Genomic DNA, 26,384 nt, shown 5'->3' with positions numbered 1-26,384 from the left:
TTTTTCCTTGCATCTGAAGGGGAGGAAGAGTAGGTACCGCGATGTAAATTCACACGTGGGTTTGGGTTTCATTGTGTTGATGTTTCCCGTCCGGTGTTTGGGTGATCCAAACCACGACCCACGGAGGTTTAACCGGAAAAGGAGTTATTGCAGAATGACACTGCCAACTTTTACTATGCGTCAGCTTCTGGAAGCTGGTGTACATTTTGGACATCAGTCCCGCCGTTGGAACCCAAAAATGGGTCCATACATCTTCGGAAAAAGAAACAACATCCACATTATCGATCTGCAGCAGACAGTTCCAATGCTGCACCAGGCTCTGAAAGCTGTTCGTGACACAGTTTCAGGTGGTGGCCGTGTTCTGTTCGTTGGCACGAAACGTCAGGCTTCTGATGTTGTTGCTGACACAGCTAAGCAATGTGCGCAGTTCTATGTGAACCATCGCTGGCTCGGCGGAATGCTGACAAACTGGAAAACAGTTTCTGAATCCATCAAGCGTCTGCGGGAAGCAGAAGAAACTCTGTCTGCTGATGAAGTTGGTCTGACCAAGAAAGAAGTTCTAAAGCTTACTCGTGAACGGGATAAGCTGGAGCTGGCCCTTGGTGGTATTAAAGACATGGGTGGTCTTCCAAACATTATTGTTGTGATTGACACCAACAAAGAAGATCTGGCCGTTAAAGAAGCGAACAAACTCGGTATTCCGGTTGTTGCTATCTTGGACAGCAACTCAGATCCTGATGGAATTGATTACCCGATCCCAGGAAACGATGACGCACTTCGCGCGATCAACCTTTACTGTGATCTGTTCAAACAAGCTGTTCTGGATGGTATTTCTGTAGAAATGGCAGAACAGGGCGTTGACCTCGGTGAAGCTGTTGAGCCTGTGGCTGAAGAGCTGCCAGCTGCTGAAGAAGTTGCTGAGGAAGCTCCAGCTGAAGAAGTCGCTGCGACTGAATAACAAGTCTGTCATATGTCCGTCATGGACATATGACATTTGATTTTCACGAATTTAAATGACACGAGGATAGGCTATGCCTGCAATTACAGCTTCATTGGTTAAAGAACTCCGCGAAAAATCTGGTGCGGGTATGATGGATTGTAAAAAAGCCCTGACAGAAACTGATGGTGATCTGGACGCCGCTGTAGATTGGCTGCGGACCAAAGGACTTGCAACTGCTTCCAAAAAATCTGGTCGTGTTGCTGCTGAAGGTCTGGTTGCTGTTTCTACAAACGGAACAAAAGGCGCAATCGTTGAAGTCAATGCTGAGACTGACTTTGTTGGTCGGAACGAAGACTTCCAGAAACTGGTTTCTGGTATTGCTGAAGTTGCCGCAGAAGTTGGTGGTGATCTTGATGCGATTAAAGCTGCTTCTTTCCCAGGTGGTAGCGATACTGTAGAGGCAACTCTGACAAATGCGATCGCGACAATTGGTGAGAATATGAACCTGCGCCGCGCAGCTTCTGTCGAAGTTTCTAACGGTGTTGTATCTTCATACTTGCATAACGCGGTAACTGATGGTCTTGGTAAAATCGGTATCCTGGTTGCACTTGAAAGCGAAGGGGATAAGGACCGCCTTGACGTTCTTGGTAAGCAGCTTGCGATGCATATTGCGGCTACCAGCCCAGAGTCCATTAGCGTCGATGACTTGGACCCAGAACTGGTAGAGCGGGAAAAAGCTGTTCTGTCAGAGCAGGCTCGCGAATCTGGTAAGCCAGAAGAAATCATCGAAAAGATGGTTCAGGGTCGTATCAACAAATTCTATCAGGAAGTTGTTCTTCTGAAGCAGACATTTGTGGTTGACGGTGAAAACACTGTTGAAAAAGCCATTGAACTTGTCGCTAAAGAAATCGGAAGCCCAATTAAGCTGACTCAGATGGTTCGCTTTGCTGTGGGTGAAGGTATCGAAAAAGAAGAATCTGATTTCGCTGCTGAAGTTGCTGCTGCGGTAGGCAACTAAGCCGTTCGGATAGAGACGAAAAAGGCGGTCCCAAATTGGGGCCGCCTTCTTTTTGCGCGGGATGCAGCGATGGCTTTTCAAATTCATTCATTCCTGTATGCTGTCTTCCCATCTGATTTTCAACATTTCTGAATTTTGATCGGTGACAAAAATGGCAAGTGAGCCAAAATACAAACGGGTGCTTCTTAAATGCTCCGGCGAAGCCCTGTTGGGTAATCAGCAATACGGTATTGATGTTGAAACAGCGACACGCATCGCTAAAGATATCCGTCAGGCACATGATATGGGTATTGAAATCTGTATCGTTGTCGGCGGTGGAAACATTTTCAGAGGCGTTTCTGGTACAGCCCAGGGTATGGATCAGGCTAACGCAGATTACATGGGGATGATGGCGACTGTTATGAATGCACTTGCAATGCAGCACGCTATCGAAAAAGAAGGAATGGACAGCCGGGTTCTTTCCGCCATTCCAATGGCTTCGGTCTGCGAACCCTATATTCGCCGGCGGGCAGAGCGCCATCTTGAAAAAGGCCGCATTGTGATTTTTGCTGCTGGTACAGGAAATCCATTTTTTACAACAGATACAGCTGCAGCCTTGCGGGCGGCAGAAATGAAATGTGATGCCCTGCTAAAAGGAACAAATGTAGACGGTGTCTATGATAAAGATCCTGCCAAATTTGATGATGCAGAGCGGTTTGAAACGCTGACTCATTTGGAGGTCATTTCCAAAGACTTGAAAGTCATGGATGCTGCAGCTATTTCTTTGGCGCGTGAAAACGGAATTCCAATTCTTGTCTTTTCAATCCATGAAAAAGGCGCGATCGCAGATGTAATTTGTAAGAATGGCAAGTTTACGGAAGTCATCTGACCAGAAACTTGCTATAGAGATACACTTTAAAAATCGAAAAGATTAATCCTTCAGGAGGTAATGAGGATGCCAGTGCCCAATATGAAAGACCTTGAAAAGCGCATGGGAGGTGCTCTAGAGGCTCTTAAAGGTGAATTTGCGGGCTTGCGCACAGGGCGCGCACATATCAGTCTTCTTGATCCAGTAATGGTTGAATCTTATGGAGCCTCTATGCCGATTCAACAGGTTGGTACGGTGAGTGCACCAGAACCTCGCATGCTGTCAGTGACTGTCTGGGATAAGAGTAATGTTTCAGCGGTCGAAAAAGGCATTCGGAATGCAGGCCTTGGCTTAAACCCAGTTGTTGATGGAATGACTGTTCGTGTGCCGATCCCTGAACTGACAGAAGAGCGCCGTATCGATTTGACGAAAGTTGCTAGTGGTTACGCTGAACAGGCGAAAATTGCGATCCGCAATGTTCGTCGCCATGGGATTGATGATGCTAAAGCAGCCGAAAAAGAGGGCGACTTTTCAAAAGATGATGTGAAACACGCTGAGGATGAAATCCAAAAGCTTACAGATACATACGTTAAAAAAGTTGATGTTCTTCTCGGTGAAAAACAACAGGAAATTATGCAGGTCTGATTGATGGGGATTGTTGAGAAAAACGATCTGACTGCGAATTCCTTGAAGCACATAGCCATTATTATGGATGGAAATGGCAGATGGGCTAATAAACGTGCGTTAAGTCGACTAAAAGGTCACGAGCAAGGCGCTAACGCCGTGCGTGAAGCGATAAAAGGCTGCCGTGAACTTGGTATTCCCTTCCTGACTCTGTTTGCATTCTCTTCCGAAAATTGGAAGCGACCTAAAGATGAAGTTAATCATCTCATGGGCCTGTTTCGATATTTCTTTAACAAGGAATTGAAGGATTTATCAGAAGCCGGCGTTAAAGTGAACTTTATAGGGAATATCAAAAAGTTACCTGAGGATGTACAGGACTTAGTTCAAATCGCCAAAGATAAAACTGCAGGGAATACTGACCTTGTCTTGACCATCGCACTGAGCTATGGCGGTAAGGAAGAAATTACGTCTGCAGCTCGGAAGATTGCAAAACTCATCCTGGATGGAGAACTTGCGCCTGATGAGATTGATGAAACGTTTTTCGCGTCTCATTTAGAGACTGATGGTTTACCAGACCCTGACATTATCTTACGAACAAGTGGTGAGCAACGGATCAGCAATTTCCTTCTCTGGCAATCTGCTTATTCCGAATTGATATTTCAGGAAGTACTTTGGCCTGATTTTGACAGAAGCTGGCTTGAAAAAGCAGTAGACGAGTTTCATTCCAGGTGTCGTCGCTATGGGGCAATCAGTGTCTGAACGTGGTTTATCCTCTCTTCAGCTCAGGGTGCTCTCGGCTGCAGTACTTGCGCCAATTGCAGTGGCAGCTGTTTACCTGGGAGCAGAATTCTTTGCGCTTTTTTTAGCTATTGCAGCAGCAGCTATGTGCTTTGAATGGTGCAAAGCGTCCTTCATTCATAACAAGAACAGCTACATTTTCCTGGTGATATCCTGGATCCTGTTTTCAATTTTCCTCGCTTATGAAGAGTATGTTTTTTACGCCTTCTGGTGCGTAATAATTTGCGCAGTCGCACTCATTGCTCTGACCTGGCTTCGAAAAGAAGAGAGGGAATGGAAAGGAGCTTTCATAGGCCCCCTTTACATTGGAATTCCAGTTCTTTCGCTTCTGGAGATTAGGGAAGCATATGAGCTCGGTCTAGTCTACACACTGACTTTATTTCTCATTGTATGGGCAACCGACATAGGAGCCTATTTCTTCGGAAGATCCATTGGCGGACCGAAAATAGCTCCATCAATCAGCCCTAATAAAACTTGGGCTGGTCTTATTGGCGGTATGATTTGTTCAGCGATAACAGCTGCCTTATGTAACGCCTACCTTCTTCATATTGAGATTTCTGAAATTTGGATCGCTTTGGCTGGAGCATGTTTGGCAGTATTGGCGCAAGTTGGTGACTTCTTTGAATCTGGATGGAAACGACATTTTGGCATCAAAGATGCCAGTAATCTCATTCCGGGGCATGGAGGGGTCCTAGATCGGCTTGATGGTGTTCTTTTTGTAGCGCCTGCGCTATATGGTTTGATTTACCTGGTAGGGAAATGATGATGTTGCAATCTGCCCCTGTGACAGATCTAGAAAATGTTACATTTGCACATCCCAAGAAGGTCAGTATTTTTGGGGCTACAGGTTCAGTTGGCACAAGTACCATAGACTTGATCAAGCGTCAGCCCAACCAATTCGATGTTGATGTCCTTACTGCGAACACAAATGCTGGTGAATTGGCGCAATACGCAATCCAATTGAAAGCAAACCTTGCTGTCATAGCGGATGAAAGTAAATATCAAGAACTACAAGATCTCCTTAAAGGAACTGGAATAGAAGTTGCCGCAGGCGAGAGTGCCTTGATCGAAGCCGCCGGTCGTCCTATGGATTGGATGATGGCTGCCATTATGGGATCGGCAGGTTTACGCCCGACTTTAGCGGCTATAAAAAAGGGGACAACAGTAGCGCTCGCCAATAAAGAGGCCCTTGTCTGTGCTGGATCACTGATGATGCAGGAAGTTCGGTCGCATCACTCAGTCTTGCTACCGGTAGACAGTGAGCATAATGCAATTTTTCAGGTTTTGGATGAAAAACAGTCCAGTTCAATTCGACGAATTATTCTAACTGCTTCAGGTGGACCCTTCAGGTGTACGCCGTTACACCAGATGAAGGAGGTAACACTGGAGCAGGCATTGAAGCACCCCAACTGGGATATGGGCGCCAAAATCTCAATTGATAGTGCAACAATGATGAATAAAGGGCTTGAATTCATTGAAGCTTTTCATCTTTTTCCAGTTGATCAGGAACAGATTGAAATTCTGGTTCATCCCCAGTCAGTTATTCATAGTATGGTGGAATACAGGGATGGTTCAATCTTGGCACAAATGGGAAGTCCGGATATGAGGATTCCGATATCCTATGCCCTTGGCTGGCCAGAGCGTCATTGTTTTGATCAAGAGACGCTTGATTTTACAGAACTTGGTCAGTTTACATTTGAGGCGCCTGATTTAGAAAGATTTCGCGCTCTTGGGTTAGCCAAAAATGCACTGAAAACTGGAAAATCGGCTCCAGCGATCTTAAATGCAGCAAATGAAGTGGCTGTTGAAGGCTTCTTAAGTAAACGGATAGGATTCCTAGATATTGTAGCTGTTGTAGACAAGGTTTTGGAAAAAGCTGAATTTATCGAGCTGCGATCTTTGGAAGATGTGTTTTACCAAGACGCAAAAGGCCGGGAACTGGCAAGAGAAGTTATCAAATCTTTTTAGATTGATGCTTTACGGATTAGAGTAACAGGAAAAACGACATGGAATTGCTTATAGAGAACTGGATTTATCTTCCCGCTTTTGTGGCTGTTATTACCATCCTCGTCTTTGTCCATGAATATGGCCATTACAAAATCGCGCGGCTTTGTGGGGTCAAGGTTGATGTTTTCTCTATCGGTTTTGGTAAAGAGTTATTCGGCTGGTATGACAAAAATGGTTGTCGTTGGCGGATTAGTGCCATTCCCTTTGGTGGTTATGTAAAATTCTTTGGAGATGCCGGGGTTGCCAGCAATGCGCAAGGTGACAATGAGTTAGATCAGATGTCGCCAGAGGATAAGGCTGTTTCCTTCCATCACAAGAAACTCTGGCAGCGGGCGGCTGTTGTATTTGCGGGTCCAGCTGCAAATTTCATTTTCGCGATTGTTGCATTGTGCATTCTTTTCATGACACTGGGGCAAGCGAATACGCCTCCAGTTGCCAATGAAGTCATCCCTGAGAGTGCTGCTGAAGAGGCAGGTATACTCCCGGGAGATCGTATCTTAAGTATTAACGGGGATCCCATATCCAGCTTTGAGGAGCTTCGCCAGCAGGTTGTGGTCGGTTTGGATGAGCCGCTAAATATGACCATTGATCGAAACGGTGCTGAGCTGACATTAACTGTCATTCCGAAGGTCGTTGAATTTACAGACGGTAGCGGAAATGTTCAAAAGATTGGGCAATTGGGAATTCGCTCAACGCAGCGGGAGTTTCGTGAGCACGGCCTTATAAGCGCCATCGGGGCAGCTGTTGATCAGACCTGGTTTGTTACAACGGCGACTTTAAAGGGTGCCTGGCAAATGATCACTGGCACGCGCGACAGTTCTGAACTAAGCGGACCCCTTGGCATTATTAAAATGTCTGGTGACGCAGCGAAGCAGGGCGAAAACCTTGGTGGAAGTCTTCTTTCGCTTTTCAACTTTATGATTTTCGTCTCTATCAGTCTCGGGCTAATCAATCTTTTCCCAATTCCCATGCTGGATGGTGGGCATCTCTTGTTTTATGGTGTCGAAGCTGTCCGCGGCAAACCTCTCGGTGAAAAAACCATGGAATTTGGTTTCCGCATTGGACTAACACTCGTATTGATGTTAATGGTCTTTGCGACGTGGAATGACCTGAATAAACCATGGATAAAAGATTTTTTCACAGGTATATTCTCGTAGACTGCCTTTACAGGTAGTATATTGATTGAATTGAGAAAAGTTCCTATTTGGGGGGATTGAAATTGCGCAGTTTACTGATTGTCTGCTTCCTGGCCATGGCAGCACTTGGATCTGTAGTGGCAAACCCCGGAAGCTCTCATGCGCAAACCTCAAACAGTATCACGGAAATTCGGGTTGAAGGTAACCGGCGGATCGAAGCCGCAACTGTAAAATCTTATCTCCTTTTTGATGTCGGTTCTCCCTATGATCGTGGCCGCGTTGACAAATCTCTAAAAGCTCTTTTTAACACAGGGCTATTCGCTGACGTCACGATCCGTCGAAATGGAAGCTCAGTGACTGTTGCAGTTGTTGAAAACCCCATCATCAATCGTCTCGCATTTGAGGGTAACCTCAGAATTGAAGATGAAGTGCTGAGTGCAGAAGTTCAACTTCGACCTCGCGTTGTGTATACACGTGCAAGGGTTCAAAACGATGTTCAGCGAATTATTACGGTGTATCGCCGAAGTGGTCGTTTCGCAGCGGTAGTAGAGCCAAAAGTCATTCAGTTGCCAGAAAACCGGGTTGATCTAGTCTTTGAGATTAACGAAGGCGAAGAGACTGGAATTAATAAGGTTCGCTTCATCGGAAATAAGAAATTCTCTGATAGTCGACTATTGAGCCAAATATCCACGACAGAAACCCGTTGGTATAATTTCCTGTCTGATAGTGACACATACGATCCTGACAGACTGACATATGACCGTGAATTGCTCAGAAAATATTATTTGAGTAAAGGCTATGCCGATTTCAGGGTTGTATCCGCTGTTGCTGAACTTACACCAAATAGAGATGGCTTTTTTATCACCTTCGCTTTGGATGAAGGGAAGCAATATAACTTCGCCAAGATTGATGTAAAAAGTGAAATTAAGGATCTTCAGCCTGAAGCTGTTAGGGCGCTCTTGACGACTTTTGAAGGCGAAACATACAACGCTGATAAAATCGAAGAAAGCATCCAGAATATTACCTTTGAGCTTGGCAAACTTGGATATGCCTTCGTGAATGTCCGTCCGAGAATTGACAGAAACCCTGATGATTTAACGATTGGTGTCACCTATGAGATCAATAAAGGCTCTAGGGTATATGTTGAACGGATCAATATTACTGGTAACGTTCGTACACTTGATCATGTTATCCGACGTGAATTCCGGCTTGTAGAAGGGGATGCCTTTAATACAGCGCTTCTTCGCCGGTCTCAATCACGCATCCGCTCACTCAACTTTTTTGAAAAAGTAGAAGTGACCCAAGATGAAGGGTCAGCACCTGACAAAACGGTTATCAACGTTGATGTACAGGAAAAATCAACAGGTGAGCTGAGTATTGGCGCAGGTTTCTCGACTGAAAACTCTGTTTCAGGCGATTTACAAATCCGAGAGAGAAACCTGTTGGGTAAAGGGCAGGACCTTAGGTTCAAAATCTCACTCGGTACAGAGACACAGCAGATTGATCTTGGATTTACCGAACCCTATTTCTTGGGTAAGGATATGAGTGGTGGTTTCGATATATACAGCATCATTGATGATCGCCAGGATGAGTCAGGTTATGATCTCAGAAAAATCGGACTTAGACTTCGTTCTGGTTTTCCCATAACTGAACGGGTTTCTGCCTCTGTCGGGTATACGATTGAGGATCTCGAAATCAGTGATGTCGATAGTGATGCCTCTTCTGTTATTCAGCGGTCTGAAGGACGTGAGCTGACATCTGGCGTGAATTATAAGATTACCGTCAATTATCTAGACGATAACCTATTACCGACCGAAGGTTATCGGTATTCATTTGGTCAGACCTTTAATGGTCTTGGCGGTGACGTTTATGGAATTTCATCTATTGCCGACATAGTCTACTTCTACCCCGTCTATGAGAGGGATGTTGTTTTTAGCGTTGGTGCAGAAACAGGCTATGTGTTTGGTTTAGGTGAAGATGTAGGTGTAAACCAGCGGTTTAATTTGGGCGGCCGCTCATTTAGAGGGTTTGAAAAAGCTGGTTTGGGACCTAGAGATACTAATACGGATGATGCGCTAGGTGGCAACACATATATTGTTGGATCTGCTGAACTTCGCTTCCCTATGGGTTTCCCAGAAGAATTTGGACTGTTAGGACGAACGTTTGTCAATGTCGGTACATTGACAGACATTGATGACAATGATCCAGATATTGTGGATGATCCTTCAATTCGTGCTTCCGCGGGCTTTGGCGTGAACTGGACTTCACCTTTTGGGCCTCTCCAGGTGAATTTTTCATATCCGTTCTTGAAAGAAGATTACGACAAAGAGGAAGTGTTCCAGCTTGAATTTGGAACCCGCTTCTAATTAGACTGTTATGATGATTTATCGAATAAAACAGATAATGGCTTTACTGCCAGTCCTTTTGGTATTGACGACAGCAAATTTGTCGGCAGAAGAAGGGCAAAGAATTGCAGTTCTTGACCTGGGTAAGGTCCTGATAAATTCCCTCGCAATGCAGGATATTGATCGGCAATTGAAAACAGCGGATCAAAAACTTAAGACAGACGTTCAGGCTCAGGAACAAACTTTCAGGGAAGAACAGCAGAAATTGAACGAACAACGGGCAATTTTAGCGCCTGAAGTTTTCCGGCAAAAGGTCGACGATCTGAACCGGAAGGGGGCTAGTTATCGCAATGACTACCAGAAAAAGGTACAACAACTAGCGCGAAGTCGGTCAGTTGCCATCCGAAAGATTGAAAAAACAATGGAGCCCATTGTTTCAGACATTGCGAACGCGGTCGGCGCAACCATGATAGTGGAAAAAAGTAACATCATTTTTGGGGTCAAAAGCCTGAATATCTCAGATGAGGTTATTAAACGTTTAAATACACAGCTTAAGTCATTGAAACTGGAAATCGTTCCTTTATCGCAGGCTAACTGATGGCGGATGCAAGCTTTTTCAAAAAAGAGGGGCCTTTTCGTCTTCAGGAATTAGCGGATATTTCTGGAGCAACACTTCTGAATAGTGATTTGTCTGAACTGATGATTATTGACGTTGGTTCACTGGATCAGGCCGGCCCAGGTGAAATTAGTTTTCTCAGTAATCCAAAATATGTGGAAGTTTTTAAAACCACAAAAGCGTCTGCCTGCATTATTTCAGAAAAACAGGTTCAACACGCACCTGAAGGCATTGCGGTTCTGGTTTCAGGTGATCCTTACAAGTCTTATGCAAAAATCGCGCAGCATTTTTATCCAGCTGAAAAGTCTACTGGTGAAATCCACCCAACGGCTGTCATTGCGCCGACTGCACGGATAGGAGAAAATGTTTCTATCGGTGCGTACTCCATTATCGGGGAAAATGTTCGTATTGGCAGAGATACTATCATCAAAAATCAAGTGTCAATCGAGGAGGGCGTCAAACTTGGTCGGAATTGTATAATTTCCTCTCAAGTTAGTCTGCAGGCTTGTCATATTGGTGACAATGTAACTTTGCATTCTGGGGTTCGAATTGGGTGCGACGGATTTGGGTTTGCCCCAGACCCATCAGGACACATAAAGATCCCACAATTAGGTCGGGTTCTTATCGGCAGCAATGTTGAAATAGGAGCAAACACGGCCATAGACCGTGGTGCCGGGCCCGACACAATAATTGGTGATGGGTGCTGGATCGACAATCTTTGTCAGATTGGCCATAATGTCCAGATGGGACGAGGATGTATCCTGGCCGCACAAACCGGTGTTTCTGGAAGTTCCGTGTTAGAGGATTTTGTGGTCCTTGGGGGGCAGGTTGGACTTGCAGGACACATCAAAATTGGGATGGGCACTCAAGTTACTGCCAAATCTGGTGTGATATCAGATATCCCACCGGGGCAGGTATATGCAGGCTTTCCAGCTCGACCCCGAAAAGAATTTTTCAGATCAATTGCGACGTTAAGCAAACTTTCTAAACCTAAAGGAAAAAAGGAATGACTGAGGCTACAGAGAAGACCACTGTGGATACAATCGAGATTGTGGATATTCTAAATATGCTGCCTCATCGGTATCCTTTGCTTTTGGTCGATCGCGTTAAGGATCTTGTTCCAGACACTTCTGCTACCGGTATTAAAAATGTGACGGTCAATGAGCCTCAATTCCAAGGCCATTTTCCCGGCAGACCAATTATGCCGGGTGTAATGATTGTCGAGGCCATGGCGCAGACAGCTGCTGTTCTAGTCATTAAAACACTGGATGCAGTGGGAGCGAATAAGCACGTGCTATTTATGTCCATTGATAATGCTCGTTTCAGGCGGCCAGTAACACCAGGTGATACTCTCGAGATTAAAGTCACCAAAAAACAACAGCGGGGCCCAGTTTGGAAGTTTACGGGCATAGTTGAAGTTGAAGGCTCTAAGGTTGCCGAAGCCGAATTTGCGGCGATGATTACTGACTAAGACATTCTAATCGTAATGCGATGTAACAACACGTGATTTGTCTAAAAGGCAATCAGTTGTTAGCTATGGCATAGTTTCTTTTAAGTAGGCCACATTGTTATGTCCCACATTCACCAAAGCGCCGTTATTGAAGATGGTGCTGTTATAGATCCAACTGCGAAGATTGGCCCTTATTGCGTTATAGAAAGTGGCGTTAAAATAGGTGCTGGTTCTGAGTTAAAATCCCATGTGTCTGTTGCTGGTCGCACAACAATAGGTGACAACTGTGTAATCTATCCGTTTTCATCGATCGGGCATGCCCCGCAGGATCTTAAGTTTCATGGTGAAGATAGTGAAGTTATCATCGGGGATCGGTGTACGATCCGAGAACATGTGACTATTAATCCCGGAACAGAAGGTGGGGGCTCCATTACACGCGTTGGCAATGATTGTCTGTTGATGGTTGCAGCCCATGTTGCTCATGATTGCTTGATCGGAGATCATGTTATTCTTGTGAATAATGCCACGCTAGGTGGGCATGTTATTATTGAAGATTTCGCCATTATTGGTGGATTGTCCGCTGTCCATCAGTTTGTGCGCATCGGGGCTCATGCCATGATTGGCGGAGCATCAGGAGTGGAGACAGACATCATTCCGTTTGGTTCTGCAACAGGAAATCGGGCAGTGCTTGCAGGTCTTAATCTGACGGGTATGAAGCGTCGTAATTTTCCGCGGGAAGAAATTCACGCCATGCGAAATGCCTATAAAGATCTATTTACTGAAGATGGAACTTTCCAGGATCGTATCCAGCTTGTAACTCAGAAATACCCCCAGTCGTCCGTTGTTAAACAGGTGATCGAATTCATCAATGGGGAGTCAAAACGTGGTTTCTGCCAACCCTAACTGCTTAGACGACGGTCCAATTGGTTTAATAGCTGGGCAGGGGGAATTGCCCTTGCTGTTGGCTAAAAAGCTGAAACAAGAAGGACGCGAACTTTTCATAATATTGGTGAAAGGTGAGGCAGACCCCTCTGATTATAAAGAGTTTTCAACTGAAACTGTCGCCATAACAAAAATTGGAAAGTTTCTTAAACTTCTAAAACAGAACAACTGTCGAACAGTTACTCTCTGTGGCCCCGTCAATCGTCCAAACTTTAAAAATATCTTGCCGGATGCCCAAGGCATGAAACTGTTAACCCGAATTGGGGGGGCTTTAAGCAAGGGTGATGATGGGTTGTTGAGAGCAATCACCGAATTTATCGAAGAAAATGGTTTTAAAGTGGTGGGCCCTCACGAACTGGAAAATTCATTCCTGACCTCAAGTGGTACCCTTGGAACCTATAATCCCACTGAACAGGATTTGGACGACATAGCGAAGGGCAGGGAAGTTCTGGAGGTAATCGGCAGATTAGACATTGGTCAGGCCGTTGTCGTGCGAAACGGTTATGTCCTGGCCGTGGAGGCTGCCGAAGGAACTAAAAGCATGCTGGAAAGATGCTCAACCTTAAAATGGGAAGAGCCAGCAGGCGTTTTGGTAAAATTACCCAAACCTGAACAGGAACTCAGGGCGGATATGCCGGCAATAGGGGTTGCTACTGTTTCTCAAGCCAGAAAAGCAGGATTGAAAGGTATTGCCATAGAAGCCGAGAATACGTTGCTTATAGATAAAGATAATATTATCAAAGCTGCGGATGATGCCGGCCTGTTTCTCTTCGCTCTCAGTCGAAAGCAAGATTAATGGATGCCCGGGGGACAGATCAAAAACAGGTTACTTTTTTTCTGATCGCCGGGGAGCCATCCGGCGACGTCTTAGGCGCGCGCCTGATGTCAGCCATCAAATCCAGATTACCCGATACCGCTCAAGCGAGGTTCTATGGTGTTGGCGGTCCCTTGATGCTCCAGGAAGGCCTGAAAAGCTTGTTTCCGATGGAGGAGTTGACCGTTATGGGTGTCGCCGAAGTGATCCCTAATCTAGGAAATCTCCTCAGGCGGATCAGGCAAACTGCAAAAGCAGCTAGAACTCATAACCCTGATGCTTTCATCTCTATAGATGCCCCGGATTTTAGTTTTCGGGTTGCCGCAAAATTACAAGGCGTTAATTTTCCAAAACTTCACTACGTAGCCCCCTCAGTATGGGCTTGGCGGCCGGGAAGAGCTAAAAAGATAGCTGCTTTGTATGATCATCTTTTGACGCTGTTGCCGTTCGAGCCACCTTATTTTGAAAAAGAGGGATTAGATTCTACTTTTGTAGGGCACTCAATTTTAGATAGCGGCGCCGATAACGGAGACTATTTAAGATTTCGATCCAAATTTCCGGCCGTAAAAGAAGATCCAATTCTCATGGTTCTGCCGGGCAGTCGTCGAAGTGAAGTAACACGACATCTACCGATATTTCAATTAGTTGTGCAGAACCTTTCAACCAAACATTCAGATCTAAAAGTCGTTATGCCGATTGTTGGAAAGAGTGCTGAAATTGTTCGCGAAACTGTTGAAAATTGGTCTGTCCCAGTTACCCTAATTGATAACGAGCAAGATAAATATGATGCTATGGCTGCGGCTAAAGTGGCACTTGCAGCCTCAGGAACTGTTGGTTTGGAATTGGCACTCGCCAAGCTTCCAAGCGTCATCGCTTATAGAATGCATCCGATAACGGCTTTTTTAGCTAAGCGCTTGATAAAACTAGACTATGTGAACCTAGTCAATATTCTGTTGAAATCAGAAATCGTTCCTGAATATCTTTTGGACAATTGCCGGGCAGAGCTTTTGGTTCCTGCACTGGAAACCTTATTGTCAGAGAAAAGTGCACGTCAAAAGCAGTTAAAGGGGTACAACGAAGCTGTCCAATTACTGCAAGAGAAAAATATAAGACCTGCCGATAAAGCAGCGAAAACAGTGCTTGAAGTGTCAAGTATCGAAGTTTAGCTGGATAGCCAGGCAACCAAAAAAATAGCCAAACCTGTTGCAGGGGCTAACCAAATCACAGATTTTTTGAGATAATAAGAAAGCGGTGCCCGATTATCGTTCACCGCTTTCAGAACCATTTTACGCGAACGCTCCTTCCCTTCGGTGGGTACCGAAGGGTTCAGCTTTGCTTGAGCTGAAAAGTTGGAGCGCATTTTGGGTCTTATTTCCGTTTGACCAATGGTACGAACGGACGTTCAGCATAGCCAGTGTAAAGCTGACGCGGACGACCAATTTTCTGTCCAGGATCTTCCATCATTTCGTTCCACTGTGCAACCCAGCCAACTGTCCGGGCAAGGGCGAATAGCACTGTGAACATGCTTGTTGGGAAGCCCATAGCTTTCAGAATGATACCTGAGTAGAAGTCCACATTCGGGAACAGTTTCTTCTCTACAAAATATTCATCTTCCAGAGCAATCCGCTCCAGTTCCATTGCCAGTTTAAGCATTGGCTCATCCTTGATACCCAGTTCGTCAAGAACCTCGTAACAAGTCTGCTGCATAACTTTCGCACGTGGATCGTAGTTTTTGTAGACCCGGTGACCAAAGCCCATGAGACGGAATGGATCATTTTTGTCTTTGGCTTTCTGAATAAATTCAGGAACACGATCGACAGAGCCGATTTCTTCCAACATGGCAAGAACGGCCTCATTCGCGCCACCATGAGCAGGACCCCAGAGACAAGCAATACCAGCTGCAATACAAGCAAATGGGTTCGCGCCAGAAGAGCCTGCCAGACGAACTGTAGATGTTGAAGCGTTCTGTTCATGATCAGCATGCAGAATGAAGATCCGGTCCATTGCTTTCGCCAAAGTTGGGGAAAGTTTATAGTTTTCTGCAGGAACGCTAAACGTCATGTGCAAGAAATTTTCTGCATATGACAGTTCATTATTTGGATAGATAAATGGCTGACCAACAGAGTATTTGTAGGCCATTGCAGCAATCGTTGGCATCTTCGCAATCAGGCGATAGCTTGCAATCATCCGCTGATGTGGATCATTAATGTCAGTGCTATCGTGATAGAAGGCTGACAGTGCACCAACAACACCAACCATAATGGCCATTGGATGCGCATCCCGACGGAATCCTTTAAAGAATTGTGTCAGCTGCTCATGCAACATGGTGTGATAGGTGATGTCTTTTGAGAATTTTGCTTTCTGCTCAGCGTTTGGCAACTCGCCTTTCAACAGAAGGTAGCAGACCTCAGTAAAATCGCTCTGAGAAGCTAGCTCTTCAATTTTGTATCCCCGATGCATCAGGATACCTTTTTCACCGTCAATAAAGGTAATTGCTGAGTCACAAGAAGCGGTGGAGGTAAAACCAGGATCGTAGGTAAAGTGACCTGTTTGCGCATACAACTTGCGGATATCGATTACTTTCGGGCCTACAGTTCCTTCAAGCATAGGCAAATCCGTATTGGAAGAGCCTTCATTGAGTTGGACTGTACCGTTTTCTTTAGAGCCACTCATAAAAATATTCCTCTGTATTGGAAACCAACGGATAGGTGCTGGTCTCGACTATATTGACACCCCCCAAGGAATAGGGGGCTAAAAGGCTTCGTAAATACTTACGAAATTGGCAATTTGCCTTAACTCTCTGTTTTATTTGTATCTCTGATCCGGCCTATGGACTCTTCTTTGCCCAAAACCTCCAATACGTCAAAGATACCGGGAGATACTGTTGTTCCTGTCAAAGCTGCCCTTAAGGGTTGCGCAATTTTGCCCAGCTTCAGGTCTTCCAAGTCGGCAGTCTCCCGCACCACCCCTTCGATGTGATCTTTATCCCAATTACCAAGAGCTTCCAGTCGATCTGCTAGTTTCTGCAGGACCAGAATTGAATTGTCATCTAATAGCTTAGACGCCTTCTCATCCATTGTCAGGGGCCGTTTGGCCAGTAAGAAAGCTGCGCTATCTGCAAGGGATATTACTGATTTTGCTCTCTCTTTCAAGCCGTTCATCGCATTTTCGATGGCTGTAAACTGTTGGTCGTTGATTTTACAATCAAATTTCTTTTCTAGAAGGGGTTTAATCAGCTCTGTCAAATAGCGATCTTCTGCATTTCGGATATAGGTTCCATTCAGATTTTCCAGTTTTGCAAAGTCAAATCGCGCGGCAGATTTCCCAATCGCTTCCAGGTTGAACCATTCGATCGCCTGTTCAGTAGAGATAATTTCATCATCTCCATGTGACCAACCCAGCCGCAGAAGATAATTGCGCAAGGCTTCTGGCAAGTATCCCATTTCCTGATAAGCCTCAACGCCAAGAGCGCCATGGCGTTTAGACAGCTTAGCACCGTCTGGGCCATGAATTAGGGGAATATGGGCCATGACAGGCACTTCCCATCCCAGCGCGTTATAAAGCTGTATCTGACGAGCCGCATTTGTCAGGTGATCATCGCCTCGAATTATATGTGTTACGCCCATATCGTGATCATCAACGATTACTGACAACATATATGTCGGCGTGCCGTCAGCCCGAAGGAGGATCAGATCATCCAGTTGACTGTTTTTAATTGTAACGTCGCCTTGAACCTGATCCCGAATAACGGTTTCGCCTTCATTTGGTGATTTAAAGCGAACAACCGGATCAACACCCTCAGGAGCTTCAGATGGATCTCTGTCCCGCCAACGGCCATCATACCCCGGTGCCCGGCCTTCTTCGCGCGCTTTTTCACGCATCTCTTGCAACTCTTCCTTGGAGGCATAGCAATAATAGGCTTTTCCCTCATCAATGAGCTGTTTGGCGATTTCAATGTGTCTATCTTTTCTGGAGAACTGATAAGTTGGTTCCCCGTCCCAATCCAAGCCTAGCCATTTCATGCCAGCCAAAATGGCGTCAATTGCTTCTTCAGTAGAGCGTTCCCGATCAGTGTCTTCAATCCGTAGCAGAAACTTTCCCTGATGGTGTTTTGCAAACAGCCAGTTGAACAAGGCAGTACGAGCTCCTCCAATATGGAGAAAACCGGTAGGAGACGGAGCAAAGCGGGTCACAACAGTCATGGCAAATTACTTTATTAAAAATTCAATTCCTGGTTTAGAATAGTACCTAAACTCTGATTCCCGGGCATTTTTACTCGTTGTTTAAGACAAGAGCAAGTCCGGGCTTGCGATTAAGGGGGGCATTATCAGAGAATTCATACGGCAACTAATGGCCACTCTTGAGGAAGAGCGGGAACAGTTCTTTTATTTTTTGCCTGTTCTTGTTGGGGCAGGGATCGGGATTTATTTCTCGCTTAAAAAACGAGCCTGATTTTATATGGGCCTTATTACCCGTGTTTTTTTTGCCCTTAGTGGTGATAGCTCTTAAGCTACGGGCAAGTTATTACCTTCTGTTATTACTTGTTATCTCAGTCTCACTATCCATCGGTTTTTCCAGTGCAAAAATACGGGAGACCCTTGTTTCTTCACCCGTTCTTCAAAAAAGAAGCTTTGGCACCCTGACAGCAACAGTGGCCCATGTGGAGTTGGACAAGAAAGCGCCAAGGGTGGTTTTACAAAATGTGCGTTCAAATGATGCTTCCATTGATACTCTTGTCAAAATACGACTAACTGTTCGCACCGGAGTGGATGATTTAGCTCCAGGCGATATCATCGAGATAAAAGCAGTATTGTTGCCACCCCCAGCACCTGTCTATCCCGGGTCATACGACTTTCAGCGAGATCTGTATTTCCAGGGAATAGGGGCCGTTGGATATGCTGTCTCAAAACCAGACATTCTTAAAAAACAAGGATCTTTGGTTGATGTCGAAACCATCCGTCATCAGATCGCCCGGCATATTGAGAATAATACCCCTGATGAACAAACGGGTTTTCTTCTTGCCATCATGGTGGGCGAAAAAAGTAAACTGACAGACAAGCTCAAAGACGACATGCGCAATTCTGGCCTTGCCCATTTGCTGGCCATCTCGGGGCTTCACATGATGATGTTGGGTGGTTTTATATTCTTCCTTACAAGGCTAGTTTTGAGTTGTATTCCCCCAATTGCCTTAAATTATCCAATAAAGAAAATATCTGCCTGTATTGCTATAACTGCTGTCACAGGGTATCTGGCAATCAGTGGCCTGTCGATATCAGCCATACGGGCTTATTTGATGATTACATTGGTCTTCTTGGCGATTTGCTTGGACAGACGTGCGATCTCCCTTCGAAACCTCTCCATAGCAGCCCTCTTGATCCTTCTTATTATGCCAGAAAGTATGTTAGGGCCGAGTTTTCAAATGTCATTCGCTGCGGTTTTCTGCCTGATAGCGGTCTATGAAAAATGGGGCGAAAAGCTATTCATCCTCCATGGTAAGAGCCACTTTGCTTTGCGTCCGGTTCTGTACCTATCGGGTGTCGCTTTTACATCCTTGGTGGCTTCTGCTGCAACGGCACCATTTTCAATTCACCATTTCGGCCAGTTAGCAGTAGCAGGTGTTGTGACGAACCTAATCGCAATACCCCTAATGGGGTTTTGGATCATGCCCTGGGCTATTCTCGGGTTCCTGTTGATGCCATTTGATCTTTCCTCAATCGCTTTAAACCTCTCTGCGATGGGTGTTGAGAAAGTGGTTGAGTTGGCAAGCTGGGGGGCCTCTCTTCCTTACGCAAGTTTGAAAGTTGTCCCTTTTTCAACTGAAATCGTTGTTCTTATTTCCCTGTCTGGATTAGGGTTCCTGGCCATGAAAAGTAGGGTTCAATATCTGATGGTTCTCCCAATGTCATTCGCTTTCGTCCTGCAGATACAAAATAAACTTCCGGATATACTGGTCTCTGAAAGTGGAAAACTAGTTCTCATCCATACTGATAATGCGACTTTGGTAAATTCCCGGCGTCATGACAGATTTGAACAGGACCGTTGGCAATCCTATTATGGAACAGCTTCTCTAACGGCTTTTTTGAAAGACAAAAAGTTCAATGACCTAAAAGGTAATTGTGATCCATTGGGCTGTAGTTGGAAGCAAAAGGATTACAGGGTTACCTATTCTGAAAACAAGACTTCTCATAGAAGTGACTGCAATTTTTCAAATATTCTAATTTCAAGTAAACCTGTGTTTAGAGGCTGCGAAAAACCGGAGCTGATAATTGATTATTTTGATTTCTGGCGAAATGGAGCACATGCGATTTACTTAAACACAGAAAAACCCCGTCTACAGACTGTAAACGGGGGTAGGGGTGATCGGCCCTGGGTCAGACATGTTGGGAGCACATCTTCAGACAGGAATGGAAATTAATATTTCCGAAAAAGACCGACCAACTTTCCTTGAACCTTGATCCTATCTGGCCCAAAAATCCGAGTTTCATATTTAGGGTTTGCAGCTTCCAGCGCTACAGTATTTCCTTTGCGCCGTATACGCTTTAGCGTAACTTCTTCATCGTCGATGAGAGCAACAACTATTGCGCCATTTTCAGCTGTTTTACATTCATTAATGATAACCGTATCGCCATCATTAATACCAGCCTCAATCATACTGTCGCCATCAACTTCCAAACAGTAGTGATCGCCATTTCCCAACAGAGCCGGCGGAATATCAACAAAACTGTTTGGATCTGAGAGGGCCTCAATTCCCATGCCGGCCGCAATGCGACCAAACAATGGCAAACTGACACTCGCATGCTCACTCTCAGGTGATGACGGGCTTTGTCCATGAACTTGATTTTTGCCACCAAAGTCGCCTTTTACAACGGTTCCTTCACTGCTAGGGGGCAAAGAACGATGGTGCCGCTTTGCAATTCCTTCCGGGAGAACTGCATCTGGAAGTTTCAACACTTCCAAAGCTCGCGCTCTATGCGGAAGTCTTCGAATAAAGCCGCGTTCGGTAAGGGCCGTAATCAATCGATGAATGCCAGATTTGGACTTCAGATCTAATGCTTCTTTCATTTCATCAAATGATGGGCAAACACCTCTATCTTCAAGATAAGTGTGAATATACATGAGAAGTTCATGTTGTTTTTTGGTGAGCATCTGTCCTCGCCCCTTCAGAACAAAACAAAAACATTTATAAATGTTCTACAAAGGTTCTATCAAGAGGTCAAGATTTTATTGAAAAATCGCCAAAAAGGATTTTAGCAATCCGGATATTCTCTTGAAAGATGAATGAGGCCAACAACACTCCCTTTCGCGGCAGGTTCAGCAAAAGGCTCTCTTCTGATGAGGCAGTTTGCTGTTGATAAAGACGAGAGAAGAGAACTGTCTTGATTATTAAACAATTCAACTACTGGCAAGCCATCTTGCTCACCTACAATCCGAGCACGCATGTAATCTTCACGGCGATCATTCTCTTTAAGATCATGTGCCAGAATTGCGGGAACAACAGGAGGTTTAGAAAGTTTCATTCCCATCAAAGCATAAAGGGCAGGATAAAGGAATATATAGCTACAGATCATGCTGGAAACAGGATTTCCCGGCATTCCCAGCATAGGTGTTCCTTGCAAATCCCCAAACATCAGTGGTTTACCAGGCCGCATGGCAATTCGCCAAAAATCGACTTTTAAGCCTTCTTTTCCAAGAACTGTTTGAACTAGATCATGATCTCCTACTGATGCACCGCCTAAAGTAACCAACATATCAGCTGAATTTGCCCCGCTTGCCATCTGGCGAAGCGAGTCTTCGTTATCTTTTGCTATACCAAGATCTATAGGCTCGCCGCCTGCCTGACGGACCATGGCAGCGACAACAAGACTGTTCGTTGAAATAATTTGGTTAGCGCCAATCGGTTCCCCAGGGCGAACGAGTTCATCGCCGGTCGATAGCAAGGCAATTCTTGGTTTTCGCCGGACTGTGACCCAAGGAATATTCATTGCAGCTAAAAGCCCGATGTCTCTGGGGGAGAGTTTTGTACCCGGTATAGGGCCAAGCTGGCCTTCGGAGAAATCAATACCTGCTTTACGAACATAACAGCCATAAGGTGCAGCCTCTTTTATCAAGACTTTGTTCTCAGTTCGCTCTGTATCCTCTTGGATAATAATTGTATCTGTACCAGCAGGAAGCGGTGCGCCGGTAAAAATGCGAACGGCTTCACCTTTTGAAACAGTACCAGCATAATGTCCACCTGCCGCTGCTTCACCAATAACTGTCAACTCAACAGGGACAGCTTGAACATCCTCTGCTTTAACCGCATAGCCATCCATCGCAGATAAGTCCTGAGGGGGTTGCGTTCGTCTTGCTCTCACTTGTTCTGCAAGAACCCGTCCGACAGCATCTGCAATAGAAACTGTTTCCGTCGCAACCGGCTTTATAGTCTTCAGGATATTCGAGCGAGCTTCATCTACTGATATCATAACGCTTTATAGGTTCCTGATTTTCCACCTGTTTTTTCCAAAAGGCGGGTTTGCGTAATCACCATTCCTTTGTCAACAGCTTTGCACATATCATAAATGGTAAGAGAAGCTACACTCACGGCGGTCAAAGCCTCCATTTCTACTCCTGTCTTACCTTTCAACTCGCAGGTCGCAAATACATCTACCGCGGCTTCTTCTTTGTGTAGTTCAAACTCTACGGCGACCTTTGTGAGGGCTAATGGATGGCATAGAGGGATCAAATCAGATGTCTTCTTTGCCGCCATAATCCCGGCCAATCTGGCGACACCTAGAACATCTCCTTTTGCTGCCTTTCCCTCGACAATCAAGTCGAAGGTTTCCGGCTTCATCAAAACACGGGCTGTTGCTGTCGCGGAGCGCTTTGTGATGTCTTTATCCCCAACATCAACCATATGTGCAGCACCGTTTTCATCAAAGTGAGTGAGGCCAGACATATGACTATTCCTTGGTTAAAAGGTTGCGTACTGCCGCTGCCACATCTTCTTGTCGCATAAGACTCTCTCCAACGAGGAAGCATCCGCAACCGGCTTTTTCCATTCGAGCAAGATCTGCTGGTGTATAAAGGCCGCTTTCACTAACGGCGACACATTCTGGAGGCAGTCCACTTGCTAACTTTTCTGTCGTAGCAATATCCACTTCCAGCGTTTTAAGATTTCGGTTGTTAATTCCGATGAGAGGGCTTTTCAAAACAGCAGTGCGATCCAATTCCTCTGCGTCATGAACCTCAATCAGTACATCCATACCAAGTTCAAACGCCGCGGCTTCAAGCTCCTGCGCCTGCGCATCAGACAATGCAGCCATAATCAGAAGAATACAATCTGCTCCCAGAGCTCTAGCCTCCATCACTTGATAAGTATCCAGCATGAAGTCCTTGCGAAGGGCAGGTAGGGATACAGCCTCTCTGGCCGCAACTAAATATTCGTCAGCACCTTGGAAATAGGGAATGTCAGTGAGCACAGACATACAGGTTGCTCCGCCTTCTTCATAGGCTTTTGCTAGAGCTGGAGGATTGAAATCTGCGCGGATCAAGCCTTTTGAAGGGGAAGCTTTTTTGACTTCCGCAATCAACCCGTAACGACCATCCTGCCTGGCTTTTCGAAGGGCATTTAGAAACCCGCGAGGGGCAGACGCCTGCTTGGCAGCTTCTTCAAGGTCTGCATAAGACTTCCGCTGTTTACAAGCGGCAATGTGCTCTTCTTTGTCTGCACAAATTTTTGCAAGAATACTCATAATCAGGATACAGTCATGTTTGTGATACGTTTCAATTCATTCATGGCGTTCAATGCTTTGCCGCTATCTATAGAAGCCGATGCCAGCTCAATACCATCTTTCAGATCGGTGCATTTACCCCCCACGATGAGGCCTGCCGCAGCGTTCAATAAAGTAATGTCGCGATAGGGACCTTTCTCTCCCTGTAACAAGGCCATAAGAGCTTTCGCGTTCTGTTCAGGTGTGCCTCCGATGAGATCTTCCATTTTAGCCTTGGGGAGCCCAACATCTTCTGGATTGATTTCAAACTCAGTGATCTTGCCGTCTTTCAACTCAGCCACAAGGGAAGGGGCCGTCGTTGTTAGCTCATCCAGACCATCTGTGCCATGCATGATCCACACATGTTCAGATCCCAGTTCTTTCAATGTCTCTGCCATCGGCAGCATCCAGCGGGGATCATAAACGCCTGTCAATTGCCTTTTGACGGCAGCAGGATTTGACATCACGCCTAGCAGATTGAAAATTGTCCGAATACCAAGTTCTGTCCGGGTAGGTCCCACATGACGCATGGCACCGTGATGACGATAGGCGACCATAAATCCGATCCCCGCCTCATGAACTGCTTTTTCGGTCAAAGAGAGGTCACATTCGGTGTTGATACCAAGCTCTGCCTGCACGTCTGCTGTTCCTGAACGGGAAGAAGCGGCTTTATTGCCATGCTTGGCAACTGGCACGCCAGCCCCGGCTACGACAAATGCGGCAGCCGTCGAAATATTCAAAGTTCCAAAGCCATCACCACCCGTTCCAACAAGATCAATCGCTCCCTCAGGTGCTGTAATATACTTGGCTTTTTCCCGAAGAACAGAAACACCCCCGATCATTTCATCGGCTGTCTCACCGCGTATGTGCAAACCCATCAAAAAACCACCCATTTGTGAAGGGGTTGCATCACCAGAAAGGATTATGTTGAACGCTTCTTTGGCTTCTTGTTGGCTAAGGGATTTCCCACTCGCTATTTTGGCAATCAGGGATTTGAAACTCGTCATAGCATCCATTTTACGCAACCGCTTTCAGATTTTCGCCTGTCATTTTCAGGAAATTATGTAACAGTGCATGTCCTTGCTCGGAGGCAATGCTTTCTGGATGAAATTGAACGCCGTGGAGCGGTAATTCTTTATGCTGCATTCCCATGATCGTTCCATCTGACGTTTCTGCGGTCACTTCAAAGCAGTCTGGCAATGTCTCACGCTCAACAATCAATGAATGATAACGGGTACAGGTGAGGGGACTTGAAAGATCTTTAAACACACCTTTACCGGTATGATGAATAGGAGATGTCTTGCCATGCATTAATTCTCCTGCCCGAATGACCCTTCCACCTAGAGCCTGCCCCAAAGATTGGTGCCCAAGGCAAACTCCCAATAAGGGAAGTTTTGTTGCCGCTGCAGATTTTACCATATTCAAACAAATGCCAGCTTTATCAGGCGTACAGGGACCAGGAGAAAGAACAATCCCAGTGGGACTTTCATTCAAGATTTGATCAACCGAAACAACGTCATTGCGATAGACTTTTACATCAGCTCCCAAATCTCCCAAGAAATGGTAGAGGTTGTAGGTAAAACTATCATAGTTATCGATCAGTATTATCATTTCGGTTTCCTGCCCTCTGGCACTTGAGGCTAGCCTAATTTCCCTGAAATAAGGGCTTAATGATTTAAACGATTAGTTTCAATGGTTTTTCTGTCCCGTCAAGGCTTCATTTGCGGATATTCTGGAGATTTAAAGAGTTTTCGATCTATCGCCATTGTTCAGTCAGAATTTTACCATAGGCTGAGAGGTAGATAGGGGATTTTTAGAAATTAAATAAAAGAATGGAAGTTCGTTCGACTATCTTCTAAAACCGATTTTGCAGGGCCAAATGATGAGGTCAGGATAACTCAAGAATGTCGCGAAAAAATCAAAAGAAAAAACAGGAGAAGGCTGAAAGCTCAGTTTTTGAAACGCTGTTTAATTCACCAGTTCGTTTGCTGATATTCTGTGTTGCCGTTCTTATGTTCAGCTTGACCACGGGTATGCTGATTGGAACTTTACTGAAGGATGATAAGGAAAACATAACTGCAGAGTCCGATCAGCCAACAGAGGTATTTCAACCAAGTTGGACGAAAGAAAAACCGGTAGGTACGGCTGAAATTGGAGATGTAGAAAAGCGGAATTCTCCAAATAATTCAGGAAGCCGACCAATTGATGCCCTTAATTATGACCCTTCCAACCCCAAAAAAGTTCCCCAGTATGAGGAACCTTTAGATCAGCATCCGCAAACGCCTTCTTCCAATAAACTGGACTTAGCGGCACTTTCCCCTGGCGAGATTTCAGCACCAAGCCTTTCGGACCCCTCGAAAGCTTGGGTTCGTTATGCAGTTCCAGTTCAGCTAGAGCCGAACAAACCCCTCATTGCTATTGTGATTGATGACGTTGGATTGAATACGGACCGGGTCAACAAACTGATTGACCTTCCGACACCGATTACACTGTCTTATTTACCTTATGCGCATCAACTGGACGAGAATACAAAGAAGACACGTAGTAGAGGGCATGAAGTTATGCTCCACTTGCCGATGGAACCATCGAGTGCATCTGTGGACCCTGGGCCAGATGCCTTGCTAACTGAGCTTTCTGAAGAAGAAATCCGGCGGCGGACGCAGAAGAACCTGGATAGTTTTACAGGTTATGTTGGTGTCAATAATCACATGGGAAGCAAGTTTACAGCATATGCCCCTGGAATGACTATTGTCATGGACGAGATTGCTAAGCGGGGGCTTCTATTTCTAGATAGCCGGACGACAGCCAAAAGCGTCGGTTATTCCTTTGCCAAGTCCCGACAGCTTCCAACGGGAAATCGGGATGTCTTTATTGATAATGAAATTAATGTCGCGAAGATCCTAAATCAGCTTTCAAAAGTAGAAAAACTGGCGGCCAAAAATGGAATTGCTATCGCGATCGGACATCCCTATCCGGAAACGATAGCAGCCCTTTCCCAATGGATGCCCAAAGTGAATGCGGCTGGGTTCCAGTTTGTTCCTGTTTCGACAGCTCTTATCTACCAAACAGCTTTAAAACTGAACTAGAAGGTTGATCAG

25 protein-coding genes are annotated in these 26,384 nt (G+C 45.5%); 17 read left to right on the top strand and 8 right to left on the bottom strand.

All coding sequences use genetic code 11. From position 1 onward, the window contains the following. The first annotated feature begins 154 nt into the window (after positions 1-154). The 15 genes from rpsB to lpxB all read left to right on the top strand — a co-directional run bounded on the left by rpsB (position 155) and on the right by lpxB (position 14,703). Positions 155-958, top strand: a complete 804-nt coding sequence (gene rpsB / locus HH301_RS12285) for a 30S ribosomal protein S2 (RefSeq protein WP_169569192.1) — start codon at positions 155-157, stop codon at positions 956-958. Positions 959-1,031: 73 nt separating this feature from the next. Further along, entirely contained in the window at positions 1,032-1,958 is a 927-nt protein-coding gene (gene tsf / locus HH301_RS12280; RefSeq protein ID WP_169569191.1) for a translation elongation factor Ts, read from the top strand. Positions 1,959-2,109: 151 nt separating this feature from the next. Next, positions 2,110-2,826, top strand: a complete 717-nt coding sequence (pyrH, locus tag HH301_RS12275; protein ID WP_169569190.1) for a UMP kinase — start codon at positions 2,110-2,112, stop codon at positions 2,824-2,826. Between the two features lie 66 nt (positions 2,827-2,892). Beyond that, positions 2,893-3,450 (top strand): ribosome recycling factor, encoded by a 558-nt coding sequence (frr, locus tag HH301_RS12270; protein WP_169569189.1) that lies wholly within the window; start codon positions 2,893-2,895, stop codon positions 3,448-3,450. A 3-nt stretch (positions 3,451-3,453) separates the two neighbouring features. Next, the gene (locus tag HH301_RS12265) at positions 3,454-4,188 is read left to right on the top strand and encodes an isoprenyl transferase (protein ID WP_169569188.1); all 735 of its coding nucleotides are present in this window, start codon (positions 3,454-3,456) and stop codon (positions 4,186-4,188) included. Next, a complete protein-coding gene (locus HH301_RS12260) occupies positions 4,181-4,990 on the top strand; it encodes a phosphatidate cytidylyltransferase (protein ID WP_169569187.1) in 810 nt (269 codons plus the stop codon). The genes HH301_RS12265 and HH301_RS12260 overlap by 8 nt, the downstream gene beginning before the upstream one ends. Positions 4,991-4,992: 2 nt before the next feature. Next, on the top strand, positions 4,993-6,195 hold the full coding sequence (gene dxr / locus HH301_RS12255) for a 1-deoxy-D-xylulose-5-phosphate reductoisomerase (protein WP_169569186.1): 1,203 nt from the start codon (positions 4,993-4,995) through the stop codon (positions 6,193-6,195). 38 nt (positions 6,196-6,233) lie between these two features. Next, positions 6,234-7,391 carry an RIP metalloprotease RseP gene (gene rseP, locus HH301_RS12250; protein WP_169569185.1) on the top strand — a complete coding sequence of 386 codons (1,158 nt, stop codon included), beginning with the start codon at positions 6,234-6,236 and terminating at the stop codon, positions 7,389-7,391. A gap of 62 nt (positions 7,392-7,453) precedes the next feature. Next, entirely contained in the window at positions 7,454-9,736 is a 2,283-nt protein-coding gene (bamA, locus tag HH301_RS12245; RefSeq protein ID WP_206378285.1) for an outer membrane protein assembly factor BamA, read from the top strand. 37 nt (positions 9,737-9,773) lie between these two features. Continuing rightward, positions 9,774-10,313, top strand: coding sequence for an OmpH/Skp family outer membrane protein (locus HH301_RS12240; protein WP_169569184.1), 540 nt, complete (start codon positions 9,774-9,776; stop codon positions 10,311-10,313). After that, positions 10,313-11,341, top strand: a complete 1,029-nt coding sequence (gene lpxD / locus HH301_RS12235; RefSeq protein WP_169569183.1) for a UDP-3-O-(3-hydroxymyristoyl)glucosamine N-acyltransferase — start codon at positions 10,313-10,315, stop codon at positions 11,339-11,341. The genes HH301_RS12240 and lpxD overlap by 1 nt, the downstream gene beginning before the upstream one ends. Then, positions 11,338-11,802 (top strand): 3-hydroxyacyl-ACP dehydratase FabZ, encoded by a 465-nt coding sequence (gene fabZ, locus HH301_RS12230; RefSeq protein ID WP_169569182.1) that lies wholly within the window; start codon positions 11,338-11,340, stop codon positions 11,800-11,802. Before lpxD ends, fabZ begins: the two co-directional genes overlap by 4 nt. A 99-nt stretch (positions 11,803-11,901) precedes the next feature. Continuing rightward, on the top strand, positions 11,902-12,684 hold the full coding sequence (lpxA, locus tag HH301_RS12225) for an acyl-ACP--UDP-N-acetylglucosamine O-acyltransferase (protein ID WP_169569181.1): 783 nt from the start codon (positions 11,902-11,904) through the stop codon (positions 12,682-12,684). Next, a complete protein-coding gene (locus tag HH301_RS12220; RefSeq protein ID WP_240969451.1) occupies positions 12,650-13,519 on the top strand; it encodes an LpxI family protein in 870 nt (289 codons plus the stop codon). Before lpxA ends, HH301_RS12220 begins: the two co-directional genes overlap by 35 nt. Continuing rightward, positions 13,519-14,703, top strand: a complete 1,185-nt coding sequence (gene lpxB, locus HH301_RS12215) for a lipid-A-disaccharide synthase (RefSeq protein WP_169569179.1) — start codon at positions 13,519-13,521, stop codon at positions 14,701-14,703. The genes HH301_RS12220 and lpxB overlap by 1 nt, the downstream gene beginning before the upstream one ends. Before the next feature lie 202 nt (positions 14,704-14,905). Here lpxB and gltA read toward each other — a convergent pair whose 3' ends face one another. Together gltA and gltX are read right to left on the bottom strand one after the other, a co-directional pair. Continuing rightward, complete coding sequence (gene gltA / locus HH301_RS12210; protein WP_169569178.1) at positions 14,906-16,210, bottom strand: citrate synthase; 1,305 nt, start codon at positions 16,208-16,210, stop codon at positions 14,906-14,908. A gap of 119 nt (positions 16,211-16,329) precedes the next feature. Continuing rightward, on the bottom strand, positions 16,330-17,739 hold the full coding sequence (gltX, locus tag HH301_RS12205; RefSeq protein ID WP_169569177.1) for a glutamate--tRNA ligase: 1,410 nt from the start codon (positions 17,737-17,739) through the stop codon (positions 16,330-16,332). Positions 17,740-17,897: 158 nt separating this feature from the next. Here gltX and HH301_RS12200 point away from each other — a divergent pair, with 158 nt between their 5' ends. Then, positions 17,898-19,952: a ComEC/Rec2 family competence protein gene (locus HH301_RS12200; RefSeq protein WP_338091376.1), complete on the top strand. Its 2,055-nt coding sequence runs from the start codon at positions 17,898-17,900 to the stop codon at positions 19,950-19,952. Here the strand turns inward: HH301_RS12200 and lexA are convergent. The 6 genes from lexA to HH301_RS12170 form a co-directional block, all read right to left on the bottom strand. Further along, positions 19,949-20,683, bottom strand: a complete 735-nt coding sequence (lexA, locus tag HH301_RS12195; protein WP_169569175.1) for a transcriptional repressor LexA — start codon at positions 20,681-20,683, stop codon at positions 19,949-19,951. The genes HH301_RS12200 and lexA overlap by 4 nt on opposite strands. A gap of 101 nt (positions 20,684-20,784) precedes the next feature. Next, a complete protein-coding gene (locus tag HH301_RS12190; protein WP_169569174.1) occupies positions 20,785-21,999 on the bottom strand; it encodes a molybdopterin molybdotransferase MoeA in 1,215 nt (404 codons plus the stop codon). Further along, positions 21,996-22,472, bottom strand: a complete 477-nt coding sequence (gene moaC, locus HH301_RS12185; RefSeq protein ID WP_169569173.1) for a cyclic pyranopterin monophosphate synthase MoaC — start codon at positions 22,470-22,472, stop codon at positions 21,996-21,998. Before moaC ends, HH301_RS12190 begins: the two co-directional genes overlap by 4 nt. Positions 22,473-22,476: 4 nt before the next feature. Then, positions 22,477-23,271, bottom strand: coding sequence for an indole-3-glycerol phosphate synthase TrpC (trpC, locus tag HH301_RS12180; protein ID WP_169569572.1), 795 nt, complete (start codon positions 23,269-23,271; stop codon positions 22,477-22,479). Beyond that, a complete protein-coding gene (gene trpD / locus HH301_RS12175) occupies positions 23,271-24,302 on the bottom strand; it encodes an anthranilate phosphoribosyltransferase (RefSeq protein WP_206378283.1) in 1,032 nt (343 codons plus the stop codon). The genes trpC and trpD overlap by 1 nt, the downstream gene beginning before the upstream one ends. 1 nt (position 24,303) lies before the next feature. Further along, the gene (locus tag HH301_RS12170; RefSeq protein ID WP_169569172.1) at positions 24,304-24,897 is read right to left on the bottom strand and encodes an anthranilate synthase component II; all 594 of its coding nucleotides are present in this window, start codon (positions 24,895-24,897) and stop codon (positions 24,304-24,306) included. A gap of 293 nt (positions 24,898-25,190) precedes the next feature. Here HH301_RS12170 and HH301_RS12165 point away from each other — a divergent pair, with 293 nt between their 5' ends. Next, the gene (locus HH301_RS12165; RefSeq protein ID WP_169569171.1) at positions 25,191-26,372 is read left to right on the top strand and encodes a divergent polysaccharide deacetylase family protein; all 1,182 of its coding nucleotides are present in this window, start codon (positions 25,191-25,193) and stop codon (positions 26,370-26,372) included. Positions 26,373-26,384: the final 12 nt, after the last annotated feature.

It is taken from the genome of Sneathiella limimaris (assembly GCF_012932565.1).
Lineage (GTDB): Bacteria > Pseudomonadota > Alphaproteobacteria > Sneathiellales > Sneathiellaceae > Sneathiella > Sneathiella limimaris.
The sequence above is the reverse complement of the archived record's forward strand: the minus strand, read 5'-3'. Positions and strand labels throughout refer to the sequence as shown.

Bases quoted from the DNA above. Each gene is read 5' to 3' on its own strand.
- rpsB (WP_169569192.1), top strand. From the start codon at position 155: ATGACACTGCCAACTTTTACTATGCGTCAGCTTCTGGAAGCTGGTGTA.
- trpD (WP_206378283.1), bottom strand. From the start codon at position 24,302: ATGGATGCTATGACGAGTTTCAAATCCCTGATTGCCAAAATAGCGAGT.
- HH301_RS12170 (WP_169569172.1), bottom strand. From the start codon at position 24,897: ATGATAATACTGATCGATAACTATGATAGTTTTACCTACAACCTCTAC.
- HH301_RS12190 (WP_169569174.1), bottom strand. From the start codon at position 21,999: ATGATATCAGTAGATGAAGCTCGCTCGAATATCCTGAAGACTATAAAG.
- pyrH (WP_169569190.1), top strand. From the start codon at position 2,110: ATGGCAAGTGAGCCAAAATACAAACGGGTGCTTCTTAAATGCTCCGGC.
- HH301_RS12265 (WP_169569188.1), top strand. From the start codon at position 3,454: ATGGGGATTGTTGAGAAAAACGATCTGACTGCGAATTCCTTGAAGCAC.
- lexA (WP_169569175.1), bottom strand. From the start codon at position 20,683: ATGCTCACCAAAAAACAACATGAACTTCTCATGTATATTCACACTTAT.
- HH301_RS12220 (WP_240969451.1), top strand. From the start codon at position 12,650: ATGGGGAGTCAAAACGTGGTTTCTGCCAACCCTAACTGCTTAGACGAC.
- HH301_RS12240 (WP_169569184.1), top strand. From the start codon at position 9,774: ATGGCTTTACTGCCAGTCCTTTTGGTATTGACGACAGCAAATTTGTCG.
- gltX (WP_169569177.1), bottom strand. From the start codon at position 17,739: ATGACTGTTGTGACCCGCTTTGCTCCGTCTCCTACCGGTTTTCTCCAT.
- moaC (WP_169569173.1), bottom strand. From the start codon at position 22,472: ATGTCTGGCCTCACTCACTTTGATGAAAACGGTGCTGCACATATGGTT.
- dxr (WP_169569186.1), top strand. From the start codon at position 4,993: ATGTTGCAATCTGCCCCTGTGACAGATCTAGAAAATGTTACATTTGCA.
- fabZ (WP_169569182.1), top strand. From the start codon at position 11,338: ATGACTGAGGCTACAGAGAAGACCACTGTGGATACAATCGAGATTGTG.
- tsf (WP_169569191.1), top strand. From the start codon at position 1,032: ATGCCTGCAATTACAGCTTCATTGGTTAAAGAACTCCGCGAAAAATCT.
- frr (WP_169569189.1), top strand. From the start codon at position 2,893: ATGCCAGTGCCCAATATGAAAGACCTTGAAAAGCGCATGGGAGGTGCT.
- gltA (WP_169569178.1), bottom strand. From the start codon at position 16,210: ATGAGTGGCTCTAAAGAAAACGGTACAGTCCAACTCAATGAAGGCTCT.
- lpxD (WP_169569183.1), top strand. From the start codon at position 10,313: ATGGCGGATGCAAGCTTTTTCAAAAAAGAGGGGCCTTTTCGTCTTCAG.
- rseP (WP_169569185.1), top strand. From the start codon at position 6,234: ATGGAATTGCTTATAGAGAACTGGATTTATCTTCCCGCTTTTGTGGCT.
- lpxB (WP_169569179.1), top strand. From the start codon at position 13,519: ATGGATGCCCGGGGGACAGATCAAAAACAGGTTACTTTTTTTCTGATC.
- lpxA (WP_169569181.1), top strand. From the start codon at position 11,902: ATGTCCCACATTCACCAAAGCGCCGTTATTGAAGATGGTGCTGTTATA.
- HH301_RS12165 (WP_169569171.1), top strand. From the start codon at position 25,191: ATGTCGCGAAAAAATCAAAAGAAAAAACAGGAGAAGGCTGAAAGCTCA.